The following is a 21,078-nucleotide window of genomic DNA, read 5'->3' as shown; positions in this document are numbered from 1 at the left end:
GGACCGAGTGCCTTCGCCGCAATGGTTTCGCGCACAAGGGCTGTGGATCATGCTTCCCGAGGCACCAAGGTACACGAACCGATCTGCCATTCGTAAACCGGATATTAGGTATAGTTGCGCATTGGGGTTGCAGGACTGGAAGGATTGCACCGGGGATGCTGCGCACACGAACAACGCTGATCGTCGGCGCAGGTGCAAGCGCCGAGCTGCAGTTTCCGTCCAACGCGGAACTGCTGGCACGAATCATCCAGGGCTATGACTTCAAGCGCACCGCATCCGACACCTCGACACGCGACGGCCAGCTTCTCCTGCGCAACATCTACAAGCTGGCAGAGCGCCACAACAAGAAGGTCGAGGAAGTCGCCGCCGCCGCCGAGCGTCTGCGCAATGCCTGCCGCCTAGGCCGTTCGATCGATACCGTGCTCGAACAGTACGACCATGATCCACTCGTCATGGCCTGCGGCAAGCTCGCCATCTCCTTCTTCATGGGGCAGGCAGAAGCCCGCAGCAACCTCAAGGACGCCCCGCGCGTTCCCGGGGAACTCCCGCTGCAGGGCAAGATCGCCGAATACTGGATCTACCAGCTCGGCCAGCTGATCACCTCAGGCGTGCCGCGCAGCCGCATCGGCCAGACGCTCGAGCAGATCACCATCGTCAACTTCAACTACGACCGCTCGGTCGAGCACTTCCTGCCCTACGCGCTAGTCATGGCTTACGGGATCGACCTCAAGGAAGCCCAGCAGGTCATCGCCGACAAGCTCGACATCGTGCACCCGCACGGTGCCATTGGCCGCCTGCCATGGCAGAAGGGCGAAGCGCCGCTGGCCGAATGGGGCGTCGAGCAGCCGTGGAACATCCACGCCATCGCCGCCCAGCTGAAATCGCTCAACGAACGCGGCGCAGACCGCAACGCCCTGCGCGACATCCGGCTCGCCGTCGCCAGCGCCAAGCGCCTCGTCTTCCTCGGCTTCGGCTTTCAGCCGCAGAACGTCGACCTGCTGTTCGAGAACACCCTCTCGCACAACCCCGAAGTGCTCATCTCAACTTACGGCATGAGCACCGGCAACGCATCGACCGTCGCCCAGATGATGCGCCGCCTCGCAGGGCTTGAAAGCGACGACCAGCTGATGATGTCCCCCGGCAAGGCCTGGGAAGTCCTGCGCGATTACTCGCTGCTGCTGGAAAGCTGACGGATTTTAGCGCCCAACCGGCAGCGGCTGCACTACCGGTTCCGATACGAACACCGGGGCAGGCGGTGTGGCCGGAACGGGCTCGCTGCTGGCAGGTGGCATCGCTGGCGGCGGTGTCGGCGTCAGTGCCGGCAGCGTAACCGTACCTTCCTTCTGGAAGTCGGCCTTCCCCTTCAGCGCATCGATCTCGGCCTGCCGCGACTTCAGGTAAAGCTCGCGATAGCTGGCGTAAGGGTTCGATTCCTCGCGGATTCGCTTGAACAGTTCATCGTTCATCACCCGTTCGTCAAGCGAGCGGATCACGAAGCTGCCATAGACATAGGCCGGATGGCGCAGCGGCCCGCCCACCGTGAACGGCAGCAGGAACCGGTCGAGGCCCAGACCGATCACGTCGCGCAAAGTCGTCGGCCCCACCAGCGGCAGGAACATGTACGGCCCCGGCCCGATGCCATAATAGCCCATGGTATAGGCAAAGCCGTTGCGCCTGTAGGGCAGGTTGAACGGCTTGTTTTTCGCCACATCGATCAGGCCGCCCACGCCTACGGTGGAATTGATCGCGAAACGCCCGACCGTTTCGGCAGCCTTCCCCGGCTTCAACTGCAGCAGGTAGTTGAGCGCAACGATCGGTTCGGTCAGGTTGCGCAGGAAATTGCGCAAGCCCATCCGCACCGGACGCGGCACGCCCTTTTCATAGACCCGCGCGACCGGCGCGATCACGGCGTCGTCAACCGCTTGGACCGCATCGTAGCTGGCCTGGTTCACGGCCTGCATCGGGTCCTGCTTGGTCGAACGCTCGCCGGCGACGACGATCGTGCCCTGCTCCTGTTCGATCTGGTCAAGCGATGGCGCGGGAGCCTGCGGCAGGGCTACCGGAACGGCAGGCGCAGGAACTGACGGATCGGCAGGAGTCGGCGACGCAGGCGCACCGCCAGGAACAGGCGCAGCCTGTTGCGCCTCGGTCTGCGCGGGAACAGCCAGCGACACATCCCGCCCCGCCTCCGGAAGGGCAAGCAGGGCAGCACTGGCAAGCAAGGTAACGCTCAAGCAATAGTTCCTGCCGGGCTGATCACTGGATCAATCGCCCGATTAGTGATCACATGGCAATCGTACCAGCGAACCGCAAGCCCGCGCGGCCATGACGAATGCCGGAACCGGTCCAACCGTTCAGAACGGAAGCTTGAAGCCCGGCGGGATGCCCGCAGCCATCTGGACTTTCTGCATTTCCTCGGCCGCAGCCGCATCGGCCTTGCCGCGCGCATCGTTGAACGCCGCTGCCACGAGGTCTTCCAGAATGCCCTTCTCCGACGGCGCGAGCAGGCTGTCATCAATGGCGACGCCGATCACCCGGCCCTTGGCCGAAGCGCGAATCTTCACAAGGCCACCGCCAGCCGCACCCTCGACTTCGATGTTGTCGAGCGTCGCTTGCGCGTCCTCCATCTGCTTCTGGATGGTCTGCGCCGCCTTCTGGGCGGCCTGGATCATCTCTTCCATCGACTTCATGCGCGTTTGCTCCAGGGTCTCTTCTCGTGCTCTCGCGAGCTGTCTTCATCCACGATCACCGCGCCCGGAAAGGCTTCCAGCGCGGCCTTGACCAGCGGGTCCTGCCGCATTGCCGCCTCGGCCTCGGCTGCCTTGGCAGCCTTGGCTTCCTCGAGGCTCGGCAGGGCATCGCCCTCCCCGCGCTCGACAATCCAGTTCGCGCCCGTCACGTGGTTGAGCGCGCGGCGAATATCCGCCGCCGGGTCTCCCGGCAAGCCCGGAGCCAGTTGATAACGCAGCAATCCCTGCCGCAGTTCAACCACCCGCACGCCAAGCCGCATCGTCGCTCCGACGAGTGGCGAGACATGCTCGACCTGCTCGACCAGCGCCACCCAATCAGCTCCCGCCGCAACCGGAGCAGCAGCCTGCGCGACTGGAGCAGCACCCGCGCCGCCATCCGCCGCCGGCGCCGCAATCGCAGGGCGTGAGGCGATCTCTTCCAGCTTCTTCACCAGACCGCCCGGATCGGGCATGTCCGCCGCGTGCATCACCCGCAGCAGCGCCATCTGCGCTGCCACAAGTGGATCGGGCGCGGTCTTCACTTCCTCGTAGCCCTTTAGCAGCAACTGCCATAGCCGGTGCAACTGCCCCGCCGAAAGCGCCTTGGCCCAGGCTTCCAGCGCCTCGCGCTCCTCGGTCGAGCGGATGTCCGGCCCGACTCCGCCGATCTGCGTCACTGTCACGCGGTGGACCACGTCCATCTGCGCGCGCATCATCGCAATCGGCTCGATCCCCAGCGCGTACTGCTGCGCCACTTCCGAGAGCACCACATCGCCCTTGCCCGAAAGCACGGCCTCCAGCAGGCGGCGCTGCATGGTCTTGTCCGCAAGGCCCAGCATCTGCCGCACCTGCTCGGCACTGACCCGCGTGCGCCCGTCCTCGCTGCCGACCAGATCGGCGTGGCTGATCGCCTGATCAAGGATCGACAGGCCATCGCGCACCGATCCCTCGGCTGCGGCGGCAACCATCGAAAGCGCCTCGGCTTCGGCCTCGACGCCTTCCTTCTCGCAGATCATCGCAAAGTGGCTGGCGAGCAGCGGTGCCGGAATGCGCTTGAGGTCAAACCGCTGGCAGCGCGACAGCACCGTGACCGGCAGCTTGTCCACCTCGGTCGTCGCGAAGAGGAACTTCACATGCGCAGGCGGTTCCTCAAGCGTCTTGAGCAAGGCATTGAACGCATTGCGAGAAAGCATGTGAACTTCGTCGACGATGTAGATCTTGTAGCGCGCCGACACCGCGGCATAGCGCACCGCCTCGATGATCTCGCGCACGTCGTCGACGCCGGTGTTGGACGCGGCGTCCATCTCGATCACGTCGATATGCCGCCCTTCGGCAATCGCGCGGCAGGGCTCACACACCCCACAAGGATCGATCGTCGGCCCGCCCTGCCCGTCCGGACCGATGCAATTGAGCGCCTTGGCGATCAGGCGCGCGGTCGATGTCTTGCCCACCCCGCGCACGCCGGTCATCAAAAACGCATGGGCCAGACGGTCACGCTTGATGGCGTTGGCCAGCGTCTGGACCATCGCGTCCTGCCCGATCAGTTCGGCAAAGGTCTGCGAACGATACTTGCGCGCCAGCACGCGATAGGGCTGGACGGCAGGTGCAACAGGCGGCGCAGAAACGGGTGCGACAGGCGCTGGCGGCGCAGTCTCGCGCACCACTTCGGGCGCAGGTTCCGGCGCAGGCGCCGGATCACCGAACATCGAAGCCTGCCCCGCCGCTTCAAGCTCTGCGGCAGAGGGCTTGTTCTCCTCCTCTTGCGGAGGATCGCCAAACATGTCGGTGGAATCGGCCATCATCGCCTTAGGTAAGCGCTCGCAGCGCGATTGTCGAATGCCCGGGAGGGCCGAAACGGTGGATTGACTCATAAGTTGCAAACTGCAACTTTCAAACCATGGACACTGTCATCCCCGGCCGCTTCACTGCTGACTTCGACCGCTCGCTGGTGATCTTCGTCATCGGCATGCGCATCAACCATTTCCGCAAGGTGGGCAAATGGCTGCCGGTCGCCCGCGCCATGGGCCCGATGATCGAGGAACTCGCCCGCAATCCGCAAAGCGGCTTCCTCGGCACGGAATTCATGCTGCGCAATCTGCGCACCGTGGTGCTGATGCAGTACTGGCGCGATTTCGACAGCCTCGAAGCCTATGCGCGCGACCGCGACCAGAAGCACTGGCCAGCGTGGGTTTCGTTCAACAAGGCCGTGGGCAGCGATGGCACCGTCGGCATCTTCCACGAAACCTACGCGGTCTCCGCCGGAGCCTATGAGACCATCTACGGCAACATGCCGCCCTTCGGCCTCGGCAAGGTCGCAGGGCTCATTCCCGCAACAGGCAAGCGCAATGAAGCGCGCTCGCGCATGAAATCAGCGGTTGAGGGGTAAAAAGGAGCCGGCCGACCCGCCGCAACCCGTTGTGGCTGCTTCCTTCCGGACCTGACCAGGTTGGCGGACGCAAACGTCCGACCGACTCCCGGACCGGCATATGGAGAGGAAGCTGGGGCTTGTCCAGCCCCATCCTGCCAATATGCGGCATCGGTCCGCTTCCCCGGCCCGGCTACCTATCGAGGTATGCTTCGGGTGGCCGGGCCGGGGGAGCGGGCCGGTGCCGCAAGCCTTCCGCGGATGCGGAAGGCGCACCTATCAGCGAAAGTTATCCGCGTAGCTCTGCAGCTTCAGCTTGCGCGGCGGCGTCGGAATCACGCGCGCTTCGATGCCATAGCGCTCGGCATAGGCCTGCGCGTCTTCCTGCGAATTGAAGGCAAGCGTCACCTGGCTCTGCGTATCACCCGATCCGGCCCAGCCCATCAGCGGGTCCGGACGGCGCGCTTCGGCGGGTTCGAATTCCAGGAGCCAGTCGCTGGTCCGGGCCTTGCCGGACTGCATGGCGTTCTTCGGGCGCTGATAGATGCGTGCTGACATGGCGCGCGCTTTCGGTCGAATCGCGCTGCAAATCAAGTCCGCATTCGCGTCACGACCGACCCTTTTGCGCATTGAAGGCGTTCTTGGTCTTCAGGCTCGGGTCTTCGGCCCAGGGTTCGTCCGGCCAGCGATGCTTGGGGTAACGCCCTTTCATGTCCTTGACGACATCGCGCCACGATCCACGCCAGAACCCCGGCAAGTCGGCCGTGGTTTGGATCGGCTTGCCGCCGGGGCTGGTCAGGCTGAGCAGCAGCGGCTTGGGCGGCTGTCCCACGCAAGGGTGCTTCTCCAGCCCGAACAGCGCCTGCACCCGCAGTTCCACGCAAGGCCCGCCTTCGTGGCCATAGTCGATGGCATGGCCGGTCCCGGCGGGCGAGCGGAATTCTGCAGGGGCCAACAGGTCGAGCGTCTGCCGCTCGTTCCAGTCCAGCCGGTTCAGCAGCGCTTCGTGCAAGCGACCCGCGCCGATCTCCAGATCGCGCCTGCCGCCCAGCAGCGGCCCCATCCACTCCTCAAGCGATTCCAGCAATGCACTTTCCGACAAGGCCCCAAGCCCCGCATAGCCAGCCCGCACGATCAGCGCCCGCGCCGCCTCGCCCAACGGCAGCAATTCCAGACCACCCTCGCGGACAACCTCGATCAGCTTGGCCTTCACCGCATCCGGATCAGGCTTGGGATCAGGCACCCGCGCCAGCACGATTGCCCCCAGCCTGCGCTCCAGCCGCGCCTCCACGCGCCCCTCGCCCGCATTCCATGTCAACGAGTGGCGCTCTTCGATCCGGTGCGAGAGATGGCGCGTAACCTCCTCGCCTTCCAGCGCAATTGCCGCCGTGATCCGCGCGCCCTTGGCTTCTCCCTGCGCATCGCCGATCACCAGCCACTTCGCCGTGGCCAGGGGCGATGCCGGATCGAGCCGATACCCGCGCCCACCGCTCGAAAGCCACTCCTCCCCCGAAGCCCCCCGCGCCCGCGCAATCCGGTCAGGAAAGGCCTCGGCTAGAAGCACCCCCAGCGGAACTTCGCTCTTGCGTCCTTCGACAGGCTCAGGACGAGCGGCGTCTGTACTGGAACCCCGCTCATGCTGAGCTTGTCGAAGCACCTTGTTGGCCAACTCAGCCCACCGCGCCGCCAACTTGCGCGAGCCTTCTGCCCTGCCCCCGCGCTCGCCAGCCCACCGATCCAACCGCCGCGCCAGATCCTCAGTCCGCCCGCCGAGCTCACGCTCCTGCAACAGCAAAGCCAGCCGCGCCGCCTCATCCGCCTGCCCGCGCTCGGCCGCAAACAGCAGCATGTGCGCCAGTGCCGGCTCCATCGGCAACCGCGCCATCGCCTGCCCGTGCGCGGTGATCCGCCCTTCTGGATCAAGCGCGCCCAAGGCCTGCAAGCTCGCTCGCGCCGCCGCCATCGCCGCAACCGGCGGCGGATCAAGCCAGGCCATCGCCGCCGGATCGCCCGCGCCCCACTGCGCCAGCGTCAGCGCAAGCGGAGCAAGATCGCTCGTCACCACTTCGGGCGGATCGAATGCAGGCCGCCCCGCATGCGCCGCTTCCTCCCACAGCCGGTAGGCCACTCCCGGCCCCTGCCGCGCCGCACGCCCCGCCCGCTGCGCTGCCGAGGCCTGGCTCGCCCGCGTCGTCACCAGTCGCGTGACGCCTGCCGACTTGTCGAACTCCGCCCGCCGCGAAAGCCCGGCATCGACCACCACCGAAACCCCATCGAGCGTCAGCGAGGTCTCGGCAATGCTCGTCGCCAGCACGATCCGCCGCCGACCCTGCGGATCACGCCGGATCGCCGCGCGCTGCCCCGCCGGTTCAACCTGCCCATGCAACGGCAGCACCAGCGCCTGCGGCAATCGCTCGGCAAGCAAATCCGCCGTCCGCTCGATCTGCGCCACGCCCGGCAGGAAGGCGAGAATGTCCCCCGTCTCCTCACGCCACGCGGTCTGGATCGCCGAGGTCATCGCCGCCTCGACCTTCAAGTCAGGCCGCGAGCCCAGCCACTTCACCGTCAGGGGATGCGCCTTGCCTTCGCTCTCAACCACAGGCGCAGCACCCAGCAATGCCGCAAAACGCGATCCATCGATCGTGGCAGACATGACCACGATCCGCAGATCCTCACGCAGCACCCCTTGCGCCTCGACCGCCAGCGCCAGCCCAAGATCGCTGTCGAGATGCCGCTCATGTGCCTCGTCGAACAGCACCGCCGAAACGCCCTGTAATTCGGGATCGTTGAGGATCGTCGAAACGAAGATCGCCTCGGTCACCACCAGCACCCGCGTCCTGGCAGAGCGCCTGACATCAAGCCTGGTGACATAGCCGATGGTCTGCCCCGCCTCTTCGCCCAGCAGTTCGGCCATACGCTCGGCCGCTGCACGCGCCGCCACGCGCCGGGGCGAAAGCACGATGACTTGGCCCTTGCACCACGGCTCGCCCAGCAAGGCAGGCGCGACCGCCGTCGTCTTGCCCGCCCCAGGCGGCGCGATCAGCACCGCACTCGGCTCTTCTCGCAAGGCGCAAAGCAGGTCGGGCAGGACGGCATGGATCGGCAGGACGCTCACGCGGGGCGCTTTACGGCTCCTTGCGGCCGGAAGGCAACGATTTGCCGCTGCCTCCGTTCAAGCTTGCATCGGGCTTGCGGTGCGATAGGGCCGGGAAAGATGAAGACCACGCTGGAATTCGTGGTGGCACTGACCACCGGCATCCTGTTCAGCGGAGCCATGATCGGCGCCATCGTACTTGGCATCGGCGCGGTCTGCGGCGGCAGCTGCTGGCTCCTGTGGAAGCGCTTCGGCCGCCGCAAGTAACTCAGGCCGCGCGGGCGAACAGCCAGGCCGAAGCCAGCCAGCACGATCCGAAAGCAAGGGTCAGCGCGACCGTTTCGCCGCCCCCGCCGACGATCAATCCGACCAGAGCCTGCACGACCGCCATCGCCAGCATCGCCCGGACCATGGCCCTGGCCGAGAACTTTCCGAGCGCGGAGACAATCAATCCCACAAGCGGCAGGGTCATGAACCAGACGTTCGCGGCATTGTCCTCCGAGCCCACGAGCCCGACGGCAAGGTTCGCCCAGATCATCACCAGAGCCACGCCGATGCCCAGGAACGCACCCGCTCCATAGGCAAGGCTACCGTTGATACGCACCGCCAGTTCCAGCGCCGCGCCCGTACTGCAGAGCAGCAGCGCAGCGACGAGGAAGTCACCCACCGTCCAGTTCACACCCCAGCGCAGGTGCTGTTCGAACTGCATCGCGATCAATGGGAACAGTAGCACAAGCGCTACCATGAACCACCCTACAGGTCGCACCAGCGACATCGCTCTGCGCCATGATTTCGCATTATCTGTCAACATCTTGGCGCACTCCATTGGCAGTGCTCAAAAATGCGCCGGATCGACCCGAAACGTCAATCCTCGATCACCCCATCGGATAGGGAATTTCGCGGCTCACGCGGTTGATCGCCTTCATCACGTCGTCTGGGAGCACGAGATCGGCCGCTGCAAGGATCGGATCGACATGCGCCTCGGCACTGACGCCGACAATCGTCGAAGCCACGAAATCATGCTGCTTCGACCATGCCACCGCCATCGTCACCGGATCGAGTCCCGCCTCGGCGGCAATGGCCATGAACCGCTCGGTCGAGGCGATGGAACGTTCGTTCACGAACCGCTTGCCCATCTGCGCCTGCCGCCCTTCCATGGCGAGGTAGCGCGAGAACCGCGCCCCCTCAGGCCGCGCGCCGCCGCTGTACTTGCCCGAAAGCACGCCGCCTGCGATCGGCGAATAGGGGATCAGGCTCACCCCTTCCATCCGGCAGACCTGTGCCAGCTCATCCTCGAAACGGCGGTTGTTCAGGCTGAAGTTGTTCTGGATCGTCTGGTAGCGCACCGTGCCGAGCTTCTCGGCGGCGGCGAGCGACTTCATCAGACCCCAGCTCGTCTCGTTCGAACAGCCGGTGATCCGCACCTTGCCCGCGCGGACCAGCTCGTCGAGCACTTCCATGGTCTCGTCATAAGGCGTGTCGTGGTCGGGCCAGTGGGTCTGGTAGAGGTCGATATAGTCGGTACCGAGCCTCTTCAGGCTGGCATCGATCGCCGTCTCGATATTGCGCCGGTCCAGCGCAGTCATCCCGTTGCGGCAGGGTGAGCGGAACCAGACGTGGCTCGGCCCCGAAACCTTGGTGGCAAGGATAACCGCATCGCGCGGCTTGGTCTTGAGCCACTTGCCGACGATCTCCTCGGTGCGCCCCACCCACTTGATGTCGGGTGGCACCGGATAGCCCTCGGCCGTATCGAAGAAGTTGATTCCGGCATCGAAGCTGCGGTCAAGGATGCGCAACGATTCCGCCTCGTCCACCTGGCTGCCGAAGGTCATCGTCCCCATGCAGATGTCCGAAACGACAATGGCCGAGCGGCCAAGACGGCGATGCTGCATCAGGTATTCTCCGGTTGGATCAGAAGCGGCGGGCCACCGCAAACAGCGCGGCTTCGGTCATCGCGACCTTGGCGGCACTCGCCGGGAACCCGGCAATCGCGTCAATCGCGCGCTGCGCATACATCCGCGCCCGCTCGCGCGTCGCGTTCACCGCATCGTGGCGGCGGATCAGCGCGATGGCATGGGCGAGATCATCGTCCGACGAGCGATCTCCGGCGATGGCATCCTGCCAGAACCGGCGTTCGTCCTCGTCGCCCCGGGCATAGGCCAGGATCACCGGCAGGGTCATCTTGCCCTCGCGGAAATCGTCGCCCTGGTCCTTGCCCATCTCGGCGGCGTCCGAATCGTAATCGATCGCATCGTCGGCCAACTGGAACGCGATGCCGAGATTGCGACCATAGGAATCGAGCGCCATTTCATCGGCTTCGGAACGCTCTGCCACCACCGCCGCGATCCGGCAGGCCGCGGAAAACAGCGCCGCCGTCTTGGCCGCAATGATGTCGAGGTACATTTCCTCGGTCGTCTCGATCTGCCTCTGCGCCACCAGCTGGTCGACCTCGCCTTCCGAGATCACCGCCGATGCGTTCGACAGGATGCGCAGCACCTTGAGCGAGCCGTCCTCGACCATCAGTTCGAAGCTGCGGCTGAACAGGAAGTCGCCCACCAGCACGGTTGCCGGGTTGCCGTAGACGATGTTCGCGGTCTTCTTGCCGCGCCGCATGTCGGAACCATCGACCACGTCGTCGTGCAACAGGGTCGCGGTGTGGATGAACTCCACCGCTGCTGCCAGCTTGTAGTGGCGGCTGCCGCCGTATCCCAGCAACGATGCGCTCGCCAGCGTCAGCATCGGGCGCATCCGCTTGCCGCCGCCGGCAATCAGGTGCCCGGCCAGCGTCGGGATCAACGGGATGCGCGATTGCATCCTGTCGAGAATCACGGCGTTGACGCTGTTCATGCCTTCGGCAACGAGGGCCATCATCGGCGTCAGCGAAGGTTCGGCCTTGCGCGGCAGGGGGTGGACGGTCGCAGTCATCGGCTTGATCGCTTGGCGACAAGGCGGGCGCTTGGCAAGATGCAACTTGCACTGTAGCGGCGGCGACAGACCTTTGGGCGAGATTTGGACGGGGTAGATTGATGAGCGAAGATCCGGTTCTGGCAGGCTACCGCCAGTCCATCGACAACATCGATGCGGCAATGATCCACATCCTCGCCGAACGCTTCCGCATCACCCAGGCGGTCGGCGCCTACAAGGCCGCGAACAAGCTGCCGGCATCCGATCCCGGCCGCGAAGAGCGCCAGATCGCCCGCCTGCGCCGCCTCGCCGAAGACGCCAAGCTCGATCCCGAATTCTCCGAGAAGTTCCTGCGCTTCATCATCCAGGAAGTGATCCGCCACCACGAGCGGGCGGCAGGTTCGGCGGACTGAGCACTCATTCCCAAACGTCTGCTCCCCCGCGAAGGCGGGGGCCTCAGCCGTTTTAAGCCGACGTTCCGTAACAACACCGAGGCCCCCGCCTTCGCGGGGGCGCAACAGGTCTCGAGTTCAGCTTCGTCGCTGCGGGGTGGGCCTGAACGCCCGCTCAATCCTCCAGCGGCACCCCGGGCACCTGCTTCGCCGTGCGAATCGTTAGCGAGGTCTTCACGCTCGCCACGTTGGGTGCAGGCGTCAGCTTGCTCGTCAGGAACTCCTGAAAGCTCTGCAGGTCGCGGCTGACGATCTTGAGGATGAAGTCGATCTCGCCGTTCAGCATGTGACACTCGCGCACTTCTGGCAGCGTGCGCATGTGGTCCTCGAACTGGCGGAGCGATTCCTCGGCCTGGCTCTTGAGGCTGACGAGCGCGAAGACGGTGATCGCAAAACCCAGCTTCGAAGCATCGAGTTCGGCATGATAGCCCTTGATCACCCCGGCATCTTCCAATGCCCGGACCCGGCGCAGGCATGGCGGTGCAGTCAGCCCGACGCGCTGGGCCAGTTCGACATTGGTGACGCGCCCTTCCGCCTGCAATTCGGCAAGGAGCCGCCGGTCGATACCATCAAGGGTTGCCATGCTGTATGTTCGTCCGTTTCGCTGAACCCGGTCAGGGCCTTGCGGAAAGAAGCGAGAATCGCAACTTTCCGCACAAAATCCATTGTCCGGGATAATTTTATTGTTTCATATCGCAATCGTCCCACATTGCAACGCAGTGGATAGTTGCCTTTCGGAAAGGGGTACGATTTGTTAGCCTTCGACAGGCTAATGATCTGTCCCTGTCACACCGGTCGGAGCCACGCGCTGCGCTATCTCGAATTCCTCACGCGGAGCCCTGATGATCGTCGATGACCGCCTTGAAACCGTGCTGCGTACCAACGTGGCCGGCAAGACGGCAGCTGCCACGCAATTGCGTCAGCTGGTCGACCTGCTTGGCCCGGTTCCACTCGCAGCATGGAACGCCCGGCATGCGGGCGCGCTGCAGCGCATCGATTCGCTGTGCGAGATGCTGGACGACGAAGGCTGCGCCACGGTCCTGCGTTCGCTCGCCCATCGCTCTCCCGTGCTCGTCTATCACTTTGCGCAGCAGGGCCCGCGCACGGCAGCTGCAGCGGTAGCGGCAGCCCGGCTGACCGAGGACGACTGGCTCGCCCTGATCCCGCGTCTGCCAACGCAAGCGCGCGGCTTCGTCCGCCACCGCGGCGATCTGGGCGAACGCGTGCGCGCCATGCTGTCACAGCTTGGCGTCAATGATTTCCTCCTGCCAGAACCAGCATCCGCCCTTGTTGCACTGGAGGCCGCCGCACCGGAACCGGTTGTGGTGGAACCACCTGCACCTGCACCGGCACCCGCTCCGTTCAGCAGACCGGTTGCGCCAGAACCTGAACCAGTCGCTGAGACTGTGCCCGAACCCGTTGCACCTCAGTCCATCGCGTCGCTCTCACCGGACGACGGCATCGGCGCCATCGTCCGCCGGATCGAGGCGTTCCGCCGCAAGCGTGACGAGCGTCAAGCCGCAACGCCCGCCATTCCGCGCGCCGACGGAGTCGCCCCGCTCCTGCCCTTCGGCGAGGAGCAACTCCCGCCGCGCAAGCCCCCCCTGTCGATAGACTTGCGCACCGATGCCGATGGCACGGTTGTTCACGCGACCATTGACCCACCGGGCATGCTCGTCGGCACTCGCCTGTTCAGCGCCGATGCTGCTGCTGCAGTGCATTGCGATCAGGCGATGGCCCACGCCTTCCGCCAGCGCCAGCCGATTGATGCCGGCGTGCTCGCTATCGAAGGGGCCGAGTTCGTCGCAGGCATCTGGCAGGCCGATGGCACGCCGCTCTTCGCCCGCGATGGCGGTCGCTTCACCGGCTACCTCCTGCGCCTGCGCCGCGCTGCCAGCCACAACGTCGAAGTCCAGCCTGAACCGCAGCCGCTCCTCGCAGCCGCCGCCGAGGCAGATCGCCTGCGCCAGCTCCTCCACGAACTGCGCACCCCGATCAATGCGATCCAGGGCTTTGCCGAGATGATCCAGTCCCAGGTCTTTGGCGCAACCCCGCACCAGTACCGCGCCATGGCCGCCAGCATCGCCTCAGATGCCGCCCAGATGCTCGCCGGCTTTGAAGAGATCGAACGGCTCGTGAAGCTCGAAAGCCGCGCCCTGTCGATCGACACAGGCGAGGCCGACGCCGCTGCTATCGTCGCGAGGTTGGTCGAACAGGTCTCGCCGGTGCTTGCCGCCCGCAACGTGCGCCTTGCCGTTGCCATGCCGCCCCAGCCCGTCCCGGTCAGCTTTGCCGCAGACGAGATCGAGCGCACGGTCTGGCGCCTGCTCTCGGTCGTCGCCACCAGCGTCGCCCCGGGCGAGCGCATCACCATCGCGCTTGAAGCGGCCAGCACCACGGCCTTGCTCGCCATTACCCTTCCCGCCTCGCTCGCCCAACTTGACGACACCGCACTGTTCGCGCCCGATGCACCGATGGGCGGCGGTTCGCTTGCCGCATCGGCCATGCTTGGCAACGGCTTCGCCCTGCGCCTGGCCCGCGCCGAGTTCGAGGCAGGCGGCGGTGCCCTGCGCCGCGAGGGCGTGCGCTTCGTCGCCGAACTGCCGCTGGCCGATCAAGCCCCGCCCTTGCGACGAGTGGGCGAGGGATGAACGCCACCTCCGGCCCCCAGATCCTGCGCCAGCCCGGCCCTGCTGATTTCGTCCGGTTCGCGCCCGATTTCGGCACGCGCTTCGTCGTCACGGTCGATACCGAAGAGGAGTTCGACTGGTCCAAGCCGCTCGACCGCACCAGCCACGGCCTCGATCACCTCCCGCGTCTCGCCAAGTTCCAGCAGTTCTGCGAAGGCTTGGGCGTCGTCCCGATCTACCTCGTCGATTTCCCCGTCGCCAGCGATCCGCGCGCGGCCGAAGTGCTCAGAGATGCGGTCAGTGCAGGCCGCGCCGAGATCGGCGTCCAGCTTCACCCCTGGGTCAGTCCCCCACACGAGGAAGACGTAACCGTCCACAACAGCTTCGCGGGCAACCTCCCGCGCGATCTCGAACGCGCTAAGTTCCGCAAGCTGCGCGACACCATCGAGCAGGCCTTCGGCGTCGGCCCGATGATCTACCGCGCCGGTCGCTACGGCGTCGGCCCCAACACCGCCGAAATCCTCTCCGAATGCGCGATCGGTATCGACACATCGGTCCGCTCCCGCTTCGACTACAGTTCGACCGGCGGCCCCAATTTCCGCGAACATCCCTTGCGCCCATGGTGGATCGACCCGCGCAATGGCCTCATGGAAATGCCGCTGACCACGGTCTTCGCAGGCCACCTGCGGCATCAGGGCCCGTCGCTTTACCCCGCCCTGTGGCGCGTCCCCCGGCTGCGCGGCGCGCTCGCCCACCTCGGCATGCTCGACCGCATCCCGCTCACCCCCGAAGGCGTCACGCTCGACGAAGCACTCACCGGCATCGACATGGCGCTCGAAGACCAGCTTCCGCTGCTCGTCTTCTCGTTCCACAGCCCCTCGTTGCGCCCCGGCCTCACGCCCTATGTCCGCACCGAGGAAGACCTCGACCTGTTCTATGACTGGTGGCGCGGCATCTTCGCCTACCTGTCGCACCATCGCGTGCGCCCCACCTGCGTGCGCGAGATCATCGCCGCCGCGCAGGTCTGATCCGCACTCGCCAACACGATCTTGCCAAGCGGGCACCGGCCCGCTAGCGGAGGCCGCGATGGGCCTGTAGCTCAGTTGGTTAGAGCTGGCCGCTCATAACGGCTAGGTCGCGGGTTCAAGTCCTGCCGGGCCCACCATCACCCCCACAGACCGCTATCCAGCCGATTGTGCGAGATGCTGCGCAAGCTCCTTGAGATCGCGCGACGATCCCTCGCCCACCAGCCCCGGCACACTGCCCGTAATGCGCAAGGCCCCGCCGTGCGCCTCGAGCCGCGTCGCATCGATCACGGCGAGCGAAGCGGCGCTCAACCGGCGGCACAGTCGCGCGGCAAGCCCCACCGCGCGCGCCTCTGCCAGCAGTTCGGGCGGCGCCAGCCGGGTCCACTGCTCATCGCCTTCGCCCTTGCCCACACTCGCCCGCAGCGCCGCTGCCAGCACAGCGCGCCCCGCATTGTCCACGCCGACCCAGCGCTTGCGCAGGCCCCAGTCGCGCGGCAGATCGCGCCGCAGGTTGGGCTCGACCCGCCCCGCCGCAAGGCACAGCGCCAATGCCGCGCGGCCCTCCGGCGTCCCGGCAAAAGGCACGACGTCCGCCATCCACCGCACCGCCGCCTCGACCAGCGCCTCGTCCACCGCCATCGGCGTAACGAACGCCATGACGCCTGCCAGCAGCGGGTCCTCGCGCTGCGCCTCGTGCGAGAGCGATCCGAACAGCACCCCCTCGCGGAGGCCCCACGACGAGAACACCACCCGCCCCGGCTCCAGCCGCTGCAGCAGCACCGCCAACAGCGCCGCAGCATCGGGAATGCTGGCAAGACGGCTCGTAGATACGCCGTCCACCGGCTTCAACGCCTGCCCCCGCCGCGCCAGCAACCGTGCCAGCTTCAAAGCTTCAGCCGCATCGAGCGCAAACCCGTGCGTATCCTCCAGCGGCCAGTCCAGCCGCACCATCATCACCCGCGCCAGCGCGCGCATCGATCCGCCGACAAGGTAGAGCGTCACCCCCGGCTCAGCCACCCAGTCCGCCTTGGCCAGCATCCGCCCGATCTCGCGCACGAACACCCGGTCACCCTTGGCACGCAAGGCCGGGAGCCGCAGCGACCCCAGCGGCAGGCTTACCCCATGGCTGGTCCCGCCATCGGCCACGTCGACCAGTTCAAGGCTGCCACCGCCCAGATCGCCAACAATCCCGGATGCATCGGGAAAAGCGCCAAGCACCCCCGTTGCACTCGTCTCGGCCTCTTCCACGCCCGAAAGCAGGCGCGGTTCGAAACCGATCTGGCGGATTTGCTCAAGAAACTCGCGCCCGTTGCTGGCATCGCGTGCCGCCGCCGTTGCCACCACGTCCACACGCGGCACCCCGGCAAGATCGATCAGCGCCTTGTAGCGCCGCAGCGCCGCCAGCACCGACCCTACCGCCTTGTCCGAAAGCCTGCCCGTCTCGGCCACATGTTTGCCGAGCTTGGCCGTCACCTTCTCGTTCAGCAGCGTGACCGGCGCGCGCGGCGGGCCGCCATAGACGACCAGCCGCACCGTGTTGGAGCCGATGTCGATGATCGCGCGCGATTGCGCCCAGGAATAGATGGTCTGCGCCGTGTTCACTCAGCCACGGTTAGCCGCACCGCGCCGCAACGCAAGCTTGGGAACTTTTCGTCCCCGGGAAAGCGCTGCTCCGCGCCCGGAAAGCGACGGGTTGGTCATGAAGTAGCCGTGCAGATTGAACGAAGGGTCACCCTTCTCAAACCGCTTGTACTCGCCATCCGGGCCCAGCGCCCAGCTCTGTTCGGTATCGAGCAGATTGGCGAGCATGACCTGGTCGAGGATCTGGTCGTGCACCGTCGGGTTCTTCACCGGCACCAGCACTTCCACGCGCCGTCCCATGTTGCGACTCATCCCGTCGGCCGAGGAGATGAACACCCGCGCCCGCTTGTTCGGCAGCCTGCCGCCATTGCCGAACGCCCAGATGCGGCTGTGCTCCAGAAACCGCCCGATGATCGACTTGACCTCGATCGTCTCGGAAAGCCCCTCGACGCCGGGCTTGAGGCAGCAGATCCCGCGCACCACCAGCCGGATTTCCACACCCGCCCTGCTCGCCAGATAGAGCCGGTCGATCAGGTCCGGGTCGGTCAGCTGGTTGAGCTTGGCCCAGATCATCGCGGGCCGCCCTTTCTTCGCCAGCATCACTTCGCGGTCGATGCACTCGTAAAGCTTCTCGCGCAGGTTGATCGGGCTGATCGCCAGCAGCTCGGTATGCTTCGGCTCGACATAGCCCGTCACGAAATTGAACAGCTGCCCCGCATCGCGGCCCATGCGCGGATCGGCGGTGAAGAACGACAGGTCGGTATAGATGCGCGCGGTCACCGGATGGTAGTTGCCGGTGCCGAAGTGGCAGTAGGTGCGATAGCCGCTGCCGCCACCGGCCTGCGCCTCGCGCCGCACCACCATGCTCACCTTGGCGTGGGTCTTCCAGTCGACGAAGCCGTAGATCACCTGCACGCCCGCGCGTTCCAGCTGCGCGGCCCACATCAGGTTCTGCTCCTCGTCGAAGCGCGCCTTCAGCTCCACCACCGCCGTGACCGACTTGCCCGCCTCTGCCGCCGCGATCAGCGCCGCGATCACCGCAGACTGCTTGCCCGCGCGGTAGAGCGTCTGCTTGATCGCCACGACATCGGGATCGGCCGCCGCCTGCCGCAGGAAATCGATCACCACCTCGAAGCTCTCGTAAGGATGGTGGATCACCAGATCCTTCTCGCGAATCGCGGCAAAGCAATCGCCGTCATGCTCGAGAATGCGTTCGGGATAGCGCGGGTTGTAGGGATCGAACTTCAGGTCCTGCCGATCCTCGTCGATCACCGCAGAAAGGCCGTTGATCGCCAGCAGGCCCCGGCTCTTGATCACCAGCGCATGGTCAAGCCGCAGTTGCTCGCGCAGCAGCTTCTCGGCATCGGCGTCGAAGTTTTCCTGCAGATGCAGCAGGATGACCTTGCCCCGCCGTCGCCGCTGGATCGCGGTGCGGAAGTAGCGGACAAGGTCCTCGGCATCTTCCTCCACTTCGATGTCGCTGTCGCGCAGGACGCGGAATGTGCCGTTGCCGAGGATCTTGAAGCCGGGGAACAGCAGTGTCGCATGGCGGCGCACCAGTTCCTCGATGCCGACCCACGACGCCTTGACCCCCGGCAGGCGCACGAAGCGCGGCAGGGCAGGGGGGATCAGGATCATTTCGGTCACGCCTGCGCCATCGGCGATGCGCTGCAACTGGAAGAGGATGCCGGTGCCCTGGTTGGCGATGAACGGGAAGGGGTGCGCCGGATCGATCGCCTGCGGCGTCAGCACCGGGACGACGTGCTCCTCGAAGTAATCGCGCAGCCACTCGGACTCGCCCTTGTTCAGCACGTCGTTGTCGATCAGCCGGATGTCCGCTTCAACCAGCGCATCCTTCAGGCCGAACAAAACGTCCTGCTGCGCGTCGATCAGGTCCTTCACCGCCTCCAGCAGCGCGCCCAGCTGTTGCTGCGGGGTCTGCCCGTCGATCGAAAGCTCGTCGATCTGCCGCCGCACCTGCGCGGCAATCCCCGCCACGCGCACCATCATGAACTCGTCGAGATTGCTGCCGCTGATCGAAAGGAAGCGAAGGCGTTCCAGCAACGGGTAATCGGCATTGACCGCCTCGGCCAGCACGCGCCGATTGAACGCCAGCCAGCTCAGCTCCCGATTGAAGAACCGCTCCTGCACCGGTGGCAGGCCTTCGACCTGCGCCAACTGATCACCTGCCGACATACTCAGCGCCATTGCGCATCCCGCGTTACAGTCCTGTGACACTCGGGTTCCGGATGATTGCTGTCAACGGCTTGGCCAAGAAAATGAGGCCTGTAACGATAGCAAGCACAGCTTCGTCCGATGCACGGTCATCCCCTGCACCCTCGTCATTGCGAGGAGCGAAGCGACGAAGCAATCCAGAGCGCCGTGCAACACGCTCTGGATTGCTTCGCTCTGCTGGCAATGACGATGAAACGGAGGCGGGGGCCTCGGTGTTGCTACGGAACGCTCAGCACCTGCCAGCCCCTCCAACTGCGTCCCGAACGCGCTGCAACGCCGCCTCTACCGGCGAACCTTCCCCCAGCATCGCGAAAGTGCCGTTCATCGCGAAAACACAATGCCCATGCACTGTTGCAAGCAATGACCGGGTCAGAGCCTCCGCCTCCTCCTGCCGATCCTCCGGCAAGGCGATGCGCACTTCGGCAATCACGATCTCGAAGATTGCCCGAACCTGTTGCTGATAGCTCTCGGGCGAGGCCGTGTCCTCTGGCAGGCGGAAATCGTAGATCGCGGACCATGCGTGGCGATGTCCGGCGGCAAACTCGAAGTAAGCCGCAATCGCCCGCCGCAGCCGGTCTGCCCCGTCTGCGCTTTCTGCCAGCCGCCGTTCGAGATGATCGCGCCACAGCGCCAGCGTGCGGCCGTTGATCGCCAGGATCAGGCTGTCGTAGCTGCCGAACACATTATAGATCGTGCCGATGGAATAGCCGATCCGCTTGGCAACCTCGCGCGCGGAGAAGTGGGCAAAGCCCACTTCCTCCATGTGGCGATGGCCGGTGGCGATGATGATCTCGCGAAGTTCGGCGCGGCTGTGGTCGGAACGGCGAGCCATGGCTGTCAGTCCGCCTTGCGCACGAAGGGATACTTGAACTGGGCAAGGTAACCCTGCGGCACGCTCTCCGGCACGCCATATCCCGTGGGCCAGCGACCTTCGGGGAAGTGATAGGTGCCGAACAGCCGGTCGAGCAGCGGGAAGTGGATCGCGAAGTTCTTGTCGATGGCCTCCGGCTCGATCGCATGGTGCCAATGGTGGAAGCGCGGCGTGACGAGTAACTTGCCGAGCCGGTCAAAGTCGCCCCGCACGTTGGCATGGACCAGCGAGGCATAGATATAGACCATCCCGACATAGGCCTGCATGACCGATGGCGCAAAGCCCAGCGTCAGCAGCGGCAGCGAGGTGATGCCACGCAGCGCGACGATCTCGACGAAGTGCATCCGCGCTCCGGCCAGCCAGTCCATCGCCTTGGCGCTGTGATGCACCGCATGGAAGCCCCACAGGAACGGCACGGTGTGGAAGAGGCGGTGGAACCAGTACTGGGCGATATCGGTCAGCACCATCGCCAGCGCAAACTGCACCACCCACGGCAGCGAACCCACTGCGGCGCGCGCTGCGTCGAGCCACTCGAAACGCGCGTTGACATAGCTTGAAGGCGCCAGCGCGAGGAAGGTGATGACCTGCACCATCATCGAGCTGACAAGGAAGTAGAACAGGTCCTCGCGCCACTCGATGCGGAACAGCCGCTGGTCGGGGCGGCGCGGCCAGATCCGCTCGATCGGGGCGAGCATCAGGCCGGTGGCGAGCATGTTCACCGCAAAGAAGTCCACGCCGAAGAAAATGCCCCAGTCATGCGTCTCGTGCGGCTGCACTGCTGCACCGCCGAGGATCGTGGCGGTTAGCGCCATCATCAGCGCCGTCGACCCAAGCACCTTGCGCGGGCGCAGCATCAGGCTGACCAGCGCGAGCGCATAAGAGCCTAGCAGCGTGACATGGACCAGCGGCCGGAACCCGCTCCAGTCGCGCACCGCCTCCAGTTCGGGCATCGAGAACATCGCAGGCCAGCGCAGCGCCGCGACAAAGCACAGGCCGATGGCCGCCAGCAGGATTGCAAAGAACCCCGAAAACCAGCCCGTCCCGAACCCGCGCGCCGCCACCGGCGCTTCCAGATCATGCTTCAGGCTCCCCCAGAACCCACGCTTCACCGCCATGAAGAATCCCCTTCGTCCAATCACGATGAAGCTTATCTAGTTCAGGAATTGAACGGTGTCTAATATTTTATTGA

The 21,078-nt window shown here is 65.4% G+C and carries 19 protein-coding genes, 1 tRNA gene and 1 other RNA gene; 7 read left to right on the top strand and 14 right to left on the bottom strand.

The genetic code is table 11. The annotated features are described in order from the left end of the window. Positions 1-155: 155 nt before the first annotated feature. Complete coding sequence (locus ACZ1JW_RS12140) at positions 156-1,190, top strand: hypothetical protein (RefSeq protein WP_465123304.1); 1,035 nt, start codon at positions 156-158, stop codon at positions 1,188-1,190. Positions 1,191-1,196: 6 nt separating this feature from the next. Here ACZ1JW_RS12140 and ACZ1JW_RS12135 read toward each other — a convergent pair whose 3' ends face one another. From ACZ1JW_RS12135 to ACZ1JW_RS12125, 3 genes are all read right to left on the bottom strand, one after another. Next, positions 1,197-2,234, bottom strand: a complete 1,038-nt coding sequence (locus tag ACZ1JW_RS12135) for an MlaA family lipoprotein (protein ID WP_465140726.1) — start codon at positions 2,232-2,234, stop codon at positions 1,197-1,199. A gap of 120 nt (positions 2,235-2,354) precedes the next feature. Beyond that, entirely contained in the window at positions 2,355-2,690 is a 336-nt protein-coding gene (locus ACZ1JW_RS12130; RefSeq protein ID WP_465123307.1) for a YbaB/EbfC family nucleoid-associated protein, read from the bottom strand. After that, the gene (locus ACZ1JW_RS12125) at positions 2,687-4,531 is read right to left on the bottom strand and encodes a DNA polymerase III subunit gamma/tau (protein WP_465140725.1); all 1,845 of its coding nucleotides are present in this window, start codon (positions 4,529-4,531) and stop codon (positions 2,687-2,689) included. Before ACZ1JW_RS12125 ends, ACZ1JW_RS12130 begins: the two co-directional genes overlap by 4 nt. 95 nt (positions 4,532-4,626) lie before the next feature. Between ACZ1JW_RS12125 and ACZ1JW_RS12120 the strand changes: the two genes are divergently transcribed. Then, the gene (locus ACZ1JW_RS12120; RefSeq protein WP_465140724.1) at positions 4,627-5,115 is read left to right on the top strand and encodes a DUF4188 domain-containing protein; all 489 of its coding nucleotides are present in this window, start codon (positions 4,627-4,629) and stop codon (positions 5,113-5,115) included. Here ACZ1JW_RS12120 and ffs read toward each other — a convergent pair. The 3 genes from ffs to hrpB form a co-directional block, all read right to left on the bottom strand. Continuing rightward, positions 5,113-5,207, bottom strand: an RNA gene (gene ffs, locus ACZ1JW_RS12115) — signal recognition particle sRNA small type. The genes ACZ1JW_RS12120 and ffs overlap by 3 nt on opposite strands. A 166-nt stretch (positions 5,208-5,373) precedes the next feature. Continuing rightward, positions 5,374-5,652: an ETC complex I subunit gene (locus ACZ1JW_RS12110; RefSeq protein ID WP_465123309.1), complete on the bottom strand. Its 279-nt coding sequence runs from the start codon at positions 5,650-5,652 to the stop codon at positions 5,374-5,376. A 49-nt stretch (positions 5,653-5,701) separates the two neighbouring features. After that, a complete protein-coding gene (gene hrpB / locus ACZ1JW_RS12105; RefSeq protein ID WP_465140723.1) occupies positions 5,702-8,209 on the bottom strand; it encodes an ATP-dependent helicase HrpB in 2,508 nt (835 codons plus the stop codon). A gap of 99 nt (positions 8,210-8,308) precedes the next feature. Between hrpB and ACZ1JW_RS12100 the strand changes: the two genes are divergently transcribed. Continuing rightward, positions 8,309-8,455, top strand: a complete 147-nt coding sequence (locus tag ACZ1JW_RS12100; RefSeq protein WP_465140722.1) for a hypothetical protein — start codon at positions 8,309-8,311, stop codon at positions 8,453-8,455. A gap of 1 nt (position 8,456) precedes the next feature. Here the strand turns inward: ACZ1JW_RS12100 and ACZ1JW_RS12095 are convergent, their stop codons facing one another. The 3 genes from ACZ1JW_RS12095 to ACZ1JW_RS12085 form a co-directional block, all read right to left on the bottom strand. Beyond that, positions 8,457-8,999 (bottom strand): hypothetical protein, encoded by a 543-nt coding sequence (locus ACZ1JW_RS12095; RefSeq protein ID WP_465140721.1) that lies wholly within the window; start codon positions 8,997-8,999, stop codon positions 8,457-8,459. A 64-nt stretch (positions 9,000-9,063) separates the two neighbouring features. Further along, positions 9,064-10,080, bottom strand: a complete 1,017-nt coding sequence (locus tag ACZ1JW_RS12090; protein WP_465123313.1) for an aldo/keto reductase — start codon at positions 10,078-10,080, stop codon at positions 9,064-9,066. A 19-nt stretch (positions 10,081-10,099) separates the two neighbouring features. Beyond that, positions 10,100-11,113, bottom strand: a complete 1,014-nt coding sequence (locus tag ACZ1JW_RS12085) for a polyprenyl synthetase family protein (RefSeq protein WP_465123314.1) — start codon at positions 11,111-11,113, stop codon at positions 10,100-10,102. Positions 11,114-11,214: 101 nt separating this feature from the next. Between ACZ1JW_RS12085 and ACZ1JW_RS12080 the strand changes: the two genes are divergently transcribed. Continuing rightward, positions 11,215-11,505: a chorismate mutase gene (locus ACZ1JW_RS12080; protein ID WP_465140720.1), complete on the top strand. Its 291-nt coding sequence runs from the start codon at positions 11,215-11,217 to the stop codon at positions 11,503-11,505. A 154-nt stretch (positions 11,506-11,659) separates the two neighbouring features. On the opposite strand, the gene ACZ1JW_RS12075 is transcribed toward ACZ1JW_RS12080, so the two are convergent. After that, positions 11,660-12,127, bottom strand: coding sequence for an Lrp/AsnC family transcriptional regulator (locus ACZ1JW_RS12075; protein ID WP_465140719.1), 468 nt, complete (start codon positions 12,125-12,127; stop codon positions 11,660-11,662). Positions 12,128-12,386: 259 nt separating this feature from the next. Here ACZ1JW_RS12075 and ACZ1JW_RS12070 point away from each other — a divergent pair, with 259 nt between their 5' ends. From ACZ1JW_RS12070 to ACZ1JW_RS12060, 3 genes are all read left to right on the top strand, one after another. Then, complete coding sequence (locus ACZ1JW_RS12070) at positions 12,387-14,195, top strand: sensor histidine kinase (protein ID WP_465140718.1); 1,809 nt, start codon at positions 12,387-12,389, stop codon at positions 14,193-14,195. Beyond that, positions 14,192-15,202: a polysaccharide deacetylase family protein gene (locus ACZ1JW_RS12065; protein WP_465140717.1), complete on the top strand. Its 1,011-nt coding sequence runs from the start codon at positions 14,192-14,194 to the stop codon at positions 15,200-15,202. The genes ACZ1JW_RS12070 and ACZ1JW_RS12065 overlap by 4 nt, the downstream gene beginning before the upstream one ends. A 60-nt stretch (positions 15,203-15,262) precedes the next feature. Beyond that, positions 15,263-15,339, top strand: a tRNA-Ile gene (locus ACZ1JW_RS12060). A 16-nt stretch (positions 15,340-15,355) separates the two neighbouring features. Here ACZ1JW_RS12060 and ACZ1JW_RS12055 read toward each other — a convergent pair. The 4 genes from ACZ1JW_RS12055 to ACZ1JW_RS12040 form a co-directional block, all read right to left on the bottom strand. Further along, positions 15,356-16,804 carry a Ppx/GppA phosphatase family protein gene (locus ACZ1JW_RS12055; RefSeq protein ID WP_465140716.1) on the bottom strand — a complete coding sequence of 483 codons (1,449 nt, stop codon included), beginning with the start codon at positions 16,802-16,804 and terminating at the stop codon, positions 15,356-15,358. Next, positions 16,805-18,991 carry an RNA degradosome polyphosphate kinase gene (locus ACZ1JW_RS12050; RefSeq protein ID WP_465140715.1) on the bottom strand — a complete coding sequence of 729 codons (2,187 nt, stop codon included), beginning with the start codon at positions 18,989-18,991 and terminating at the stop codon, positions 16,805-16,807. Between the two features lie 256 nt (positions 18,992-19,247). Continuing rightward, positions 19,248-19,850: a TetR/AcrR family transcriptional regulator gene (locus ACZ1JW_RS12045; RefSeq protein ID WP_465123320.1), complete on the bottom strand. Its 603-nt coding sequence runs from the start codon at positions 19,848-19,850 to the stop codon at positions 19,248-19,250. A gap of 5 nt (positions 19,851-19,855) precedes the next feature. Continuing rightward, on the bottom strand, positions 19,856-21,004 hold the full coding sequence (locus ACZ1JW_RS12040) for a sterol desaturase family protein (protein WP_465140714.1): 1,149 nt from the start codon (positions 21,002-21,004) through the stop codon (positions 19,856-19,858). Positions 21,005-21,078 lie beyond the last annotated feature (74 nt).

Source organism: Novosphingobium sp. BL-A-28-Hi1-0D (assembly GCF_055521755.1).
Note: the sequence above shows the minus strand (reverse complement) of the source record. Positions and strands in the feature narration are given on the sequence as shown.

Bases quoted from the DNA above. Each gene is read 5' to 3' on its own strand.
- ACZ1JW_RS12095 (WP_465140721.1), bottom strand. From the start codon at position 8,999: ATGTTGACAGATAATGCGAAATCATGGCGCAGAGCGATGTCGCTGGTG.
- ACZ1JW_RS12130 (WP_465123307.1), bottom strand. From the start codon at position 2,690: ATGAAGTCGATGGAAGAGATGATCCAGGCCGCCCAGAAGGCGGCGCAG.
- ACZ1JW_RS12080 (WP_465140720.1), top strand. From the start codon at position 11,215: ATGAGCGAAGATCCGGTTCTGGCAGGCTACCGCCAGTCCATCGACAAC.
- ACZ1JW_RS12085 (WP_465123314.1), bottom strand. From the start codon at position 11,113: ATGACTGCGACCGTCCACCCCCTGCCGCGCAAGGCCGAACCTTCGCTG.
- ACZ1JW_RS12125 (WP_465140725.1), bottom strand. From the start codon at position 4,531: ATGATGGCCGATTCCACCGACATGTTTGGCGATCCTCCGCAAGAGGAG.
- ACZ1JW_RS12065 (WP_465140717.1), top strand. From the start codon at position 14,192: ATGAACGCCACCTCCGGCCCCCAGATCCTGCGCCAGCCCGGCCCTGCT.
- ACZ1JW_RS12070 (WP_465140718.1), top strand. From the start codon at position 12,387: ATGATCGTCGATGACCGCCTTGAAACCGTGCTGCGTACCAACGTGGCC.
- ACZ1JW_RS12050 (WP_465140715.1), bottom strand. From the start codon at position 18,991: ATGGCGCTGAGTATGTCGGCAGGTGATCAGTTGGCGCAGGTCGAAGGC.
- ACZ1JW_RS12140 (WP_465123304.1), top strand. From the start codon at position 156: ATGCTGCGCACACGAACAACGCTGATCGTCGGCGCAGGTGCAAGCGCC.
- ACZ1JW_RS12045 (WP_465123320.1), bottom strand. From the start codon at position 19,850: ATGGCTCGCCGTTCCGACCACAGCCGCGCCGAACTTCGCGAGATCATC.
- ACZ1JW_RS12110 (WP_465123309.1), bottom strand. From the start codon at position 5,652: ATGTCAGCACGCATCTATCAGCGCCCGAAGAACGCCATGCAGTCCGGC.
- ACZ1JW_RS12100 (WP_465140722.1), top strand. From the start codon at position 8,309: ATGAAGACCACGCTGGAATTCGTGGTGGCACTGACCACCGGCATCCTG.
- ACZ1JW_RS12040 (WP_465140714.1), bottom strand. From the start codon at position 21,004: ATGGCGGTGAAGCGTGGGTTCTGGGGGAGCCTGAAGCATGATCTGGAA.
- ACZ1JW_RS12075 (WP_465140719.1), bottom strand. From the start codon at position 12,127: ATGGCAACCCTTGATGGTATCGACCGGCGGCTCCTTGCCGAATTGCAG.
- ACZ1JW_RS12120 (WP_465140724.1), top strand. From the start codon at position 4,627: ATGGACACTGTCATCCCCGGCCGCTTCACTGCTGACTTCGACCGCTCG.
- ACZ1JW_RS12090 (WP_465123313.1), bottom strand. From the start codon at position 10,080: ATGCAGCATCGCCGTCTTGGCCGCTCGGCCATTGTCGTTTCGGACATC.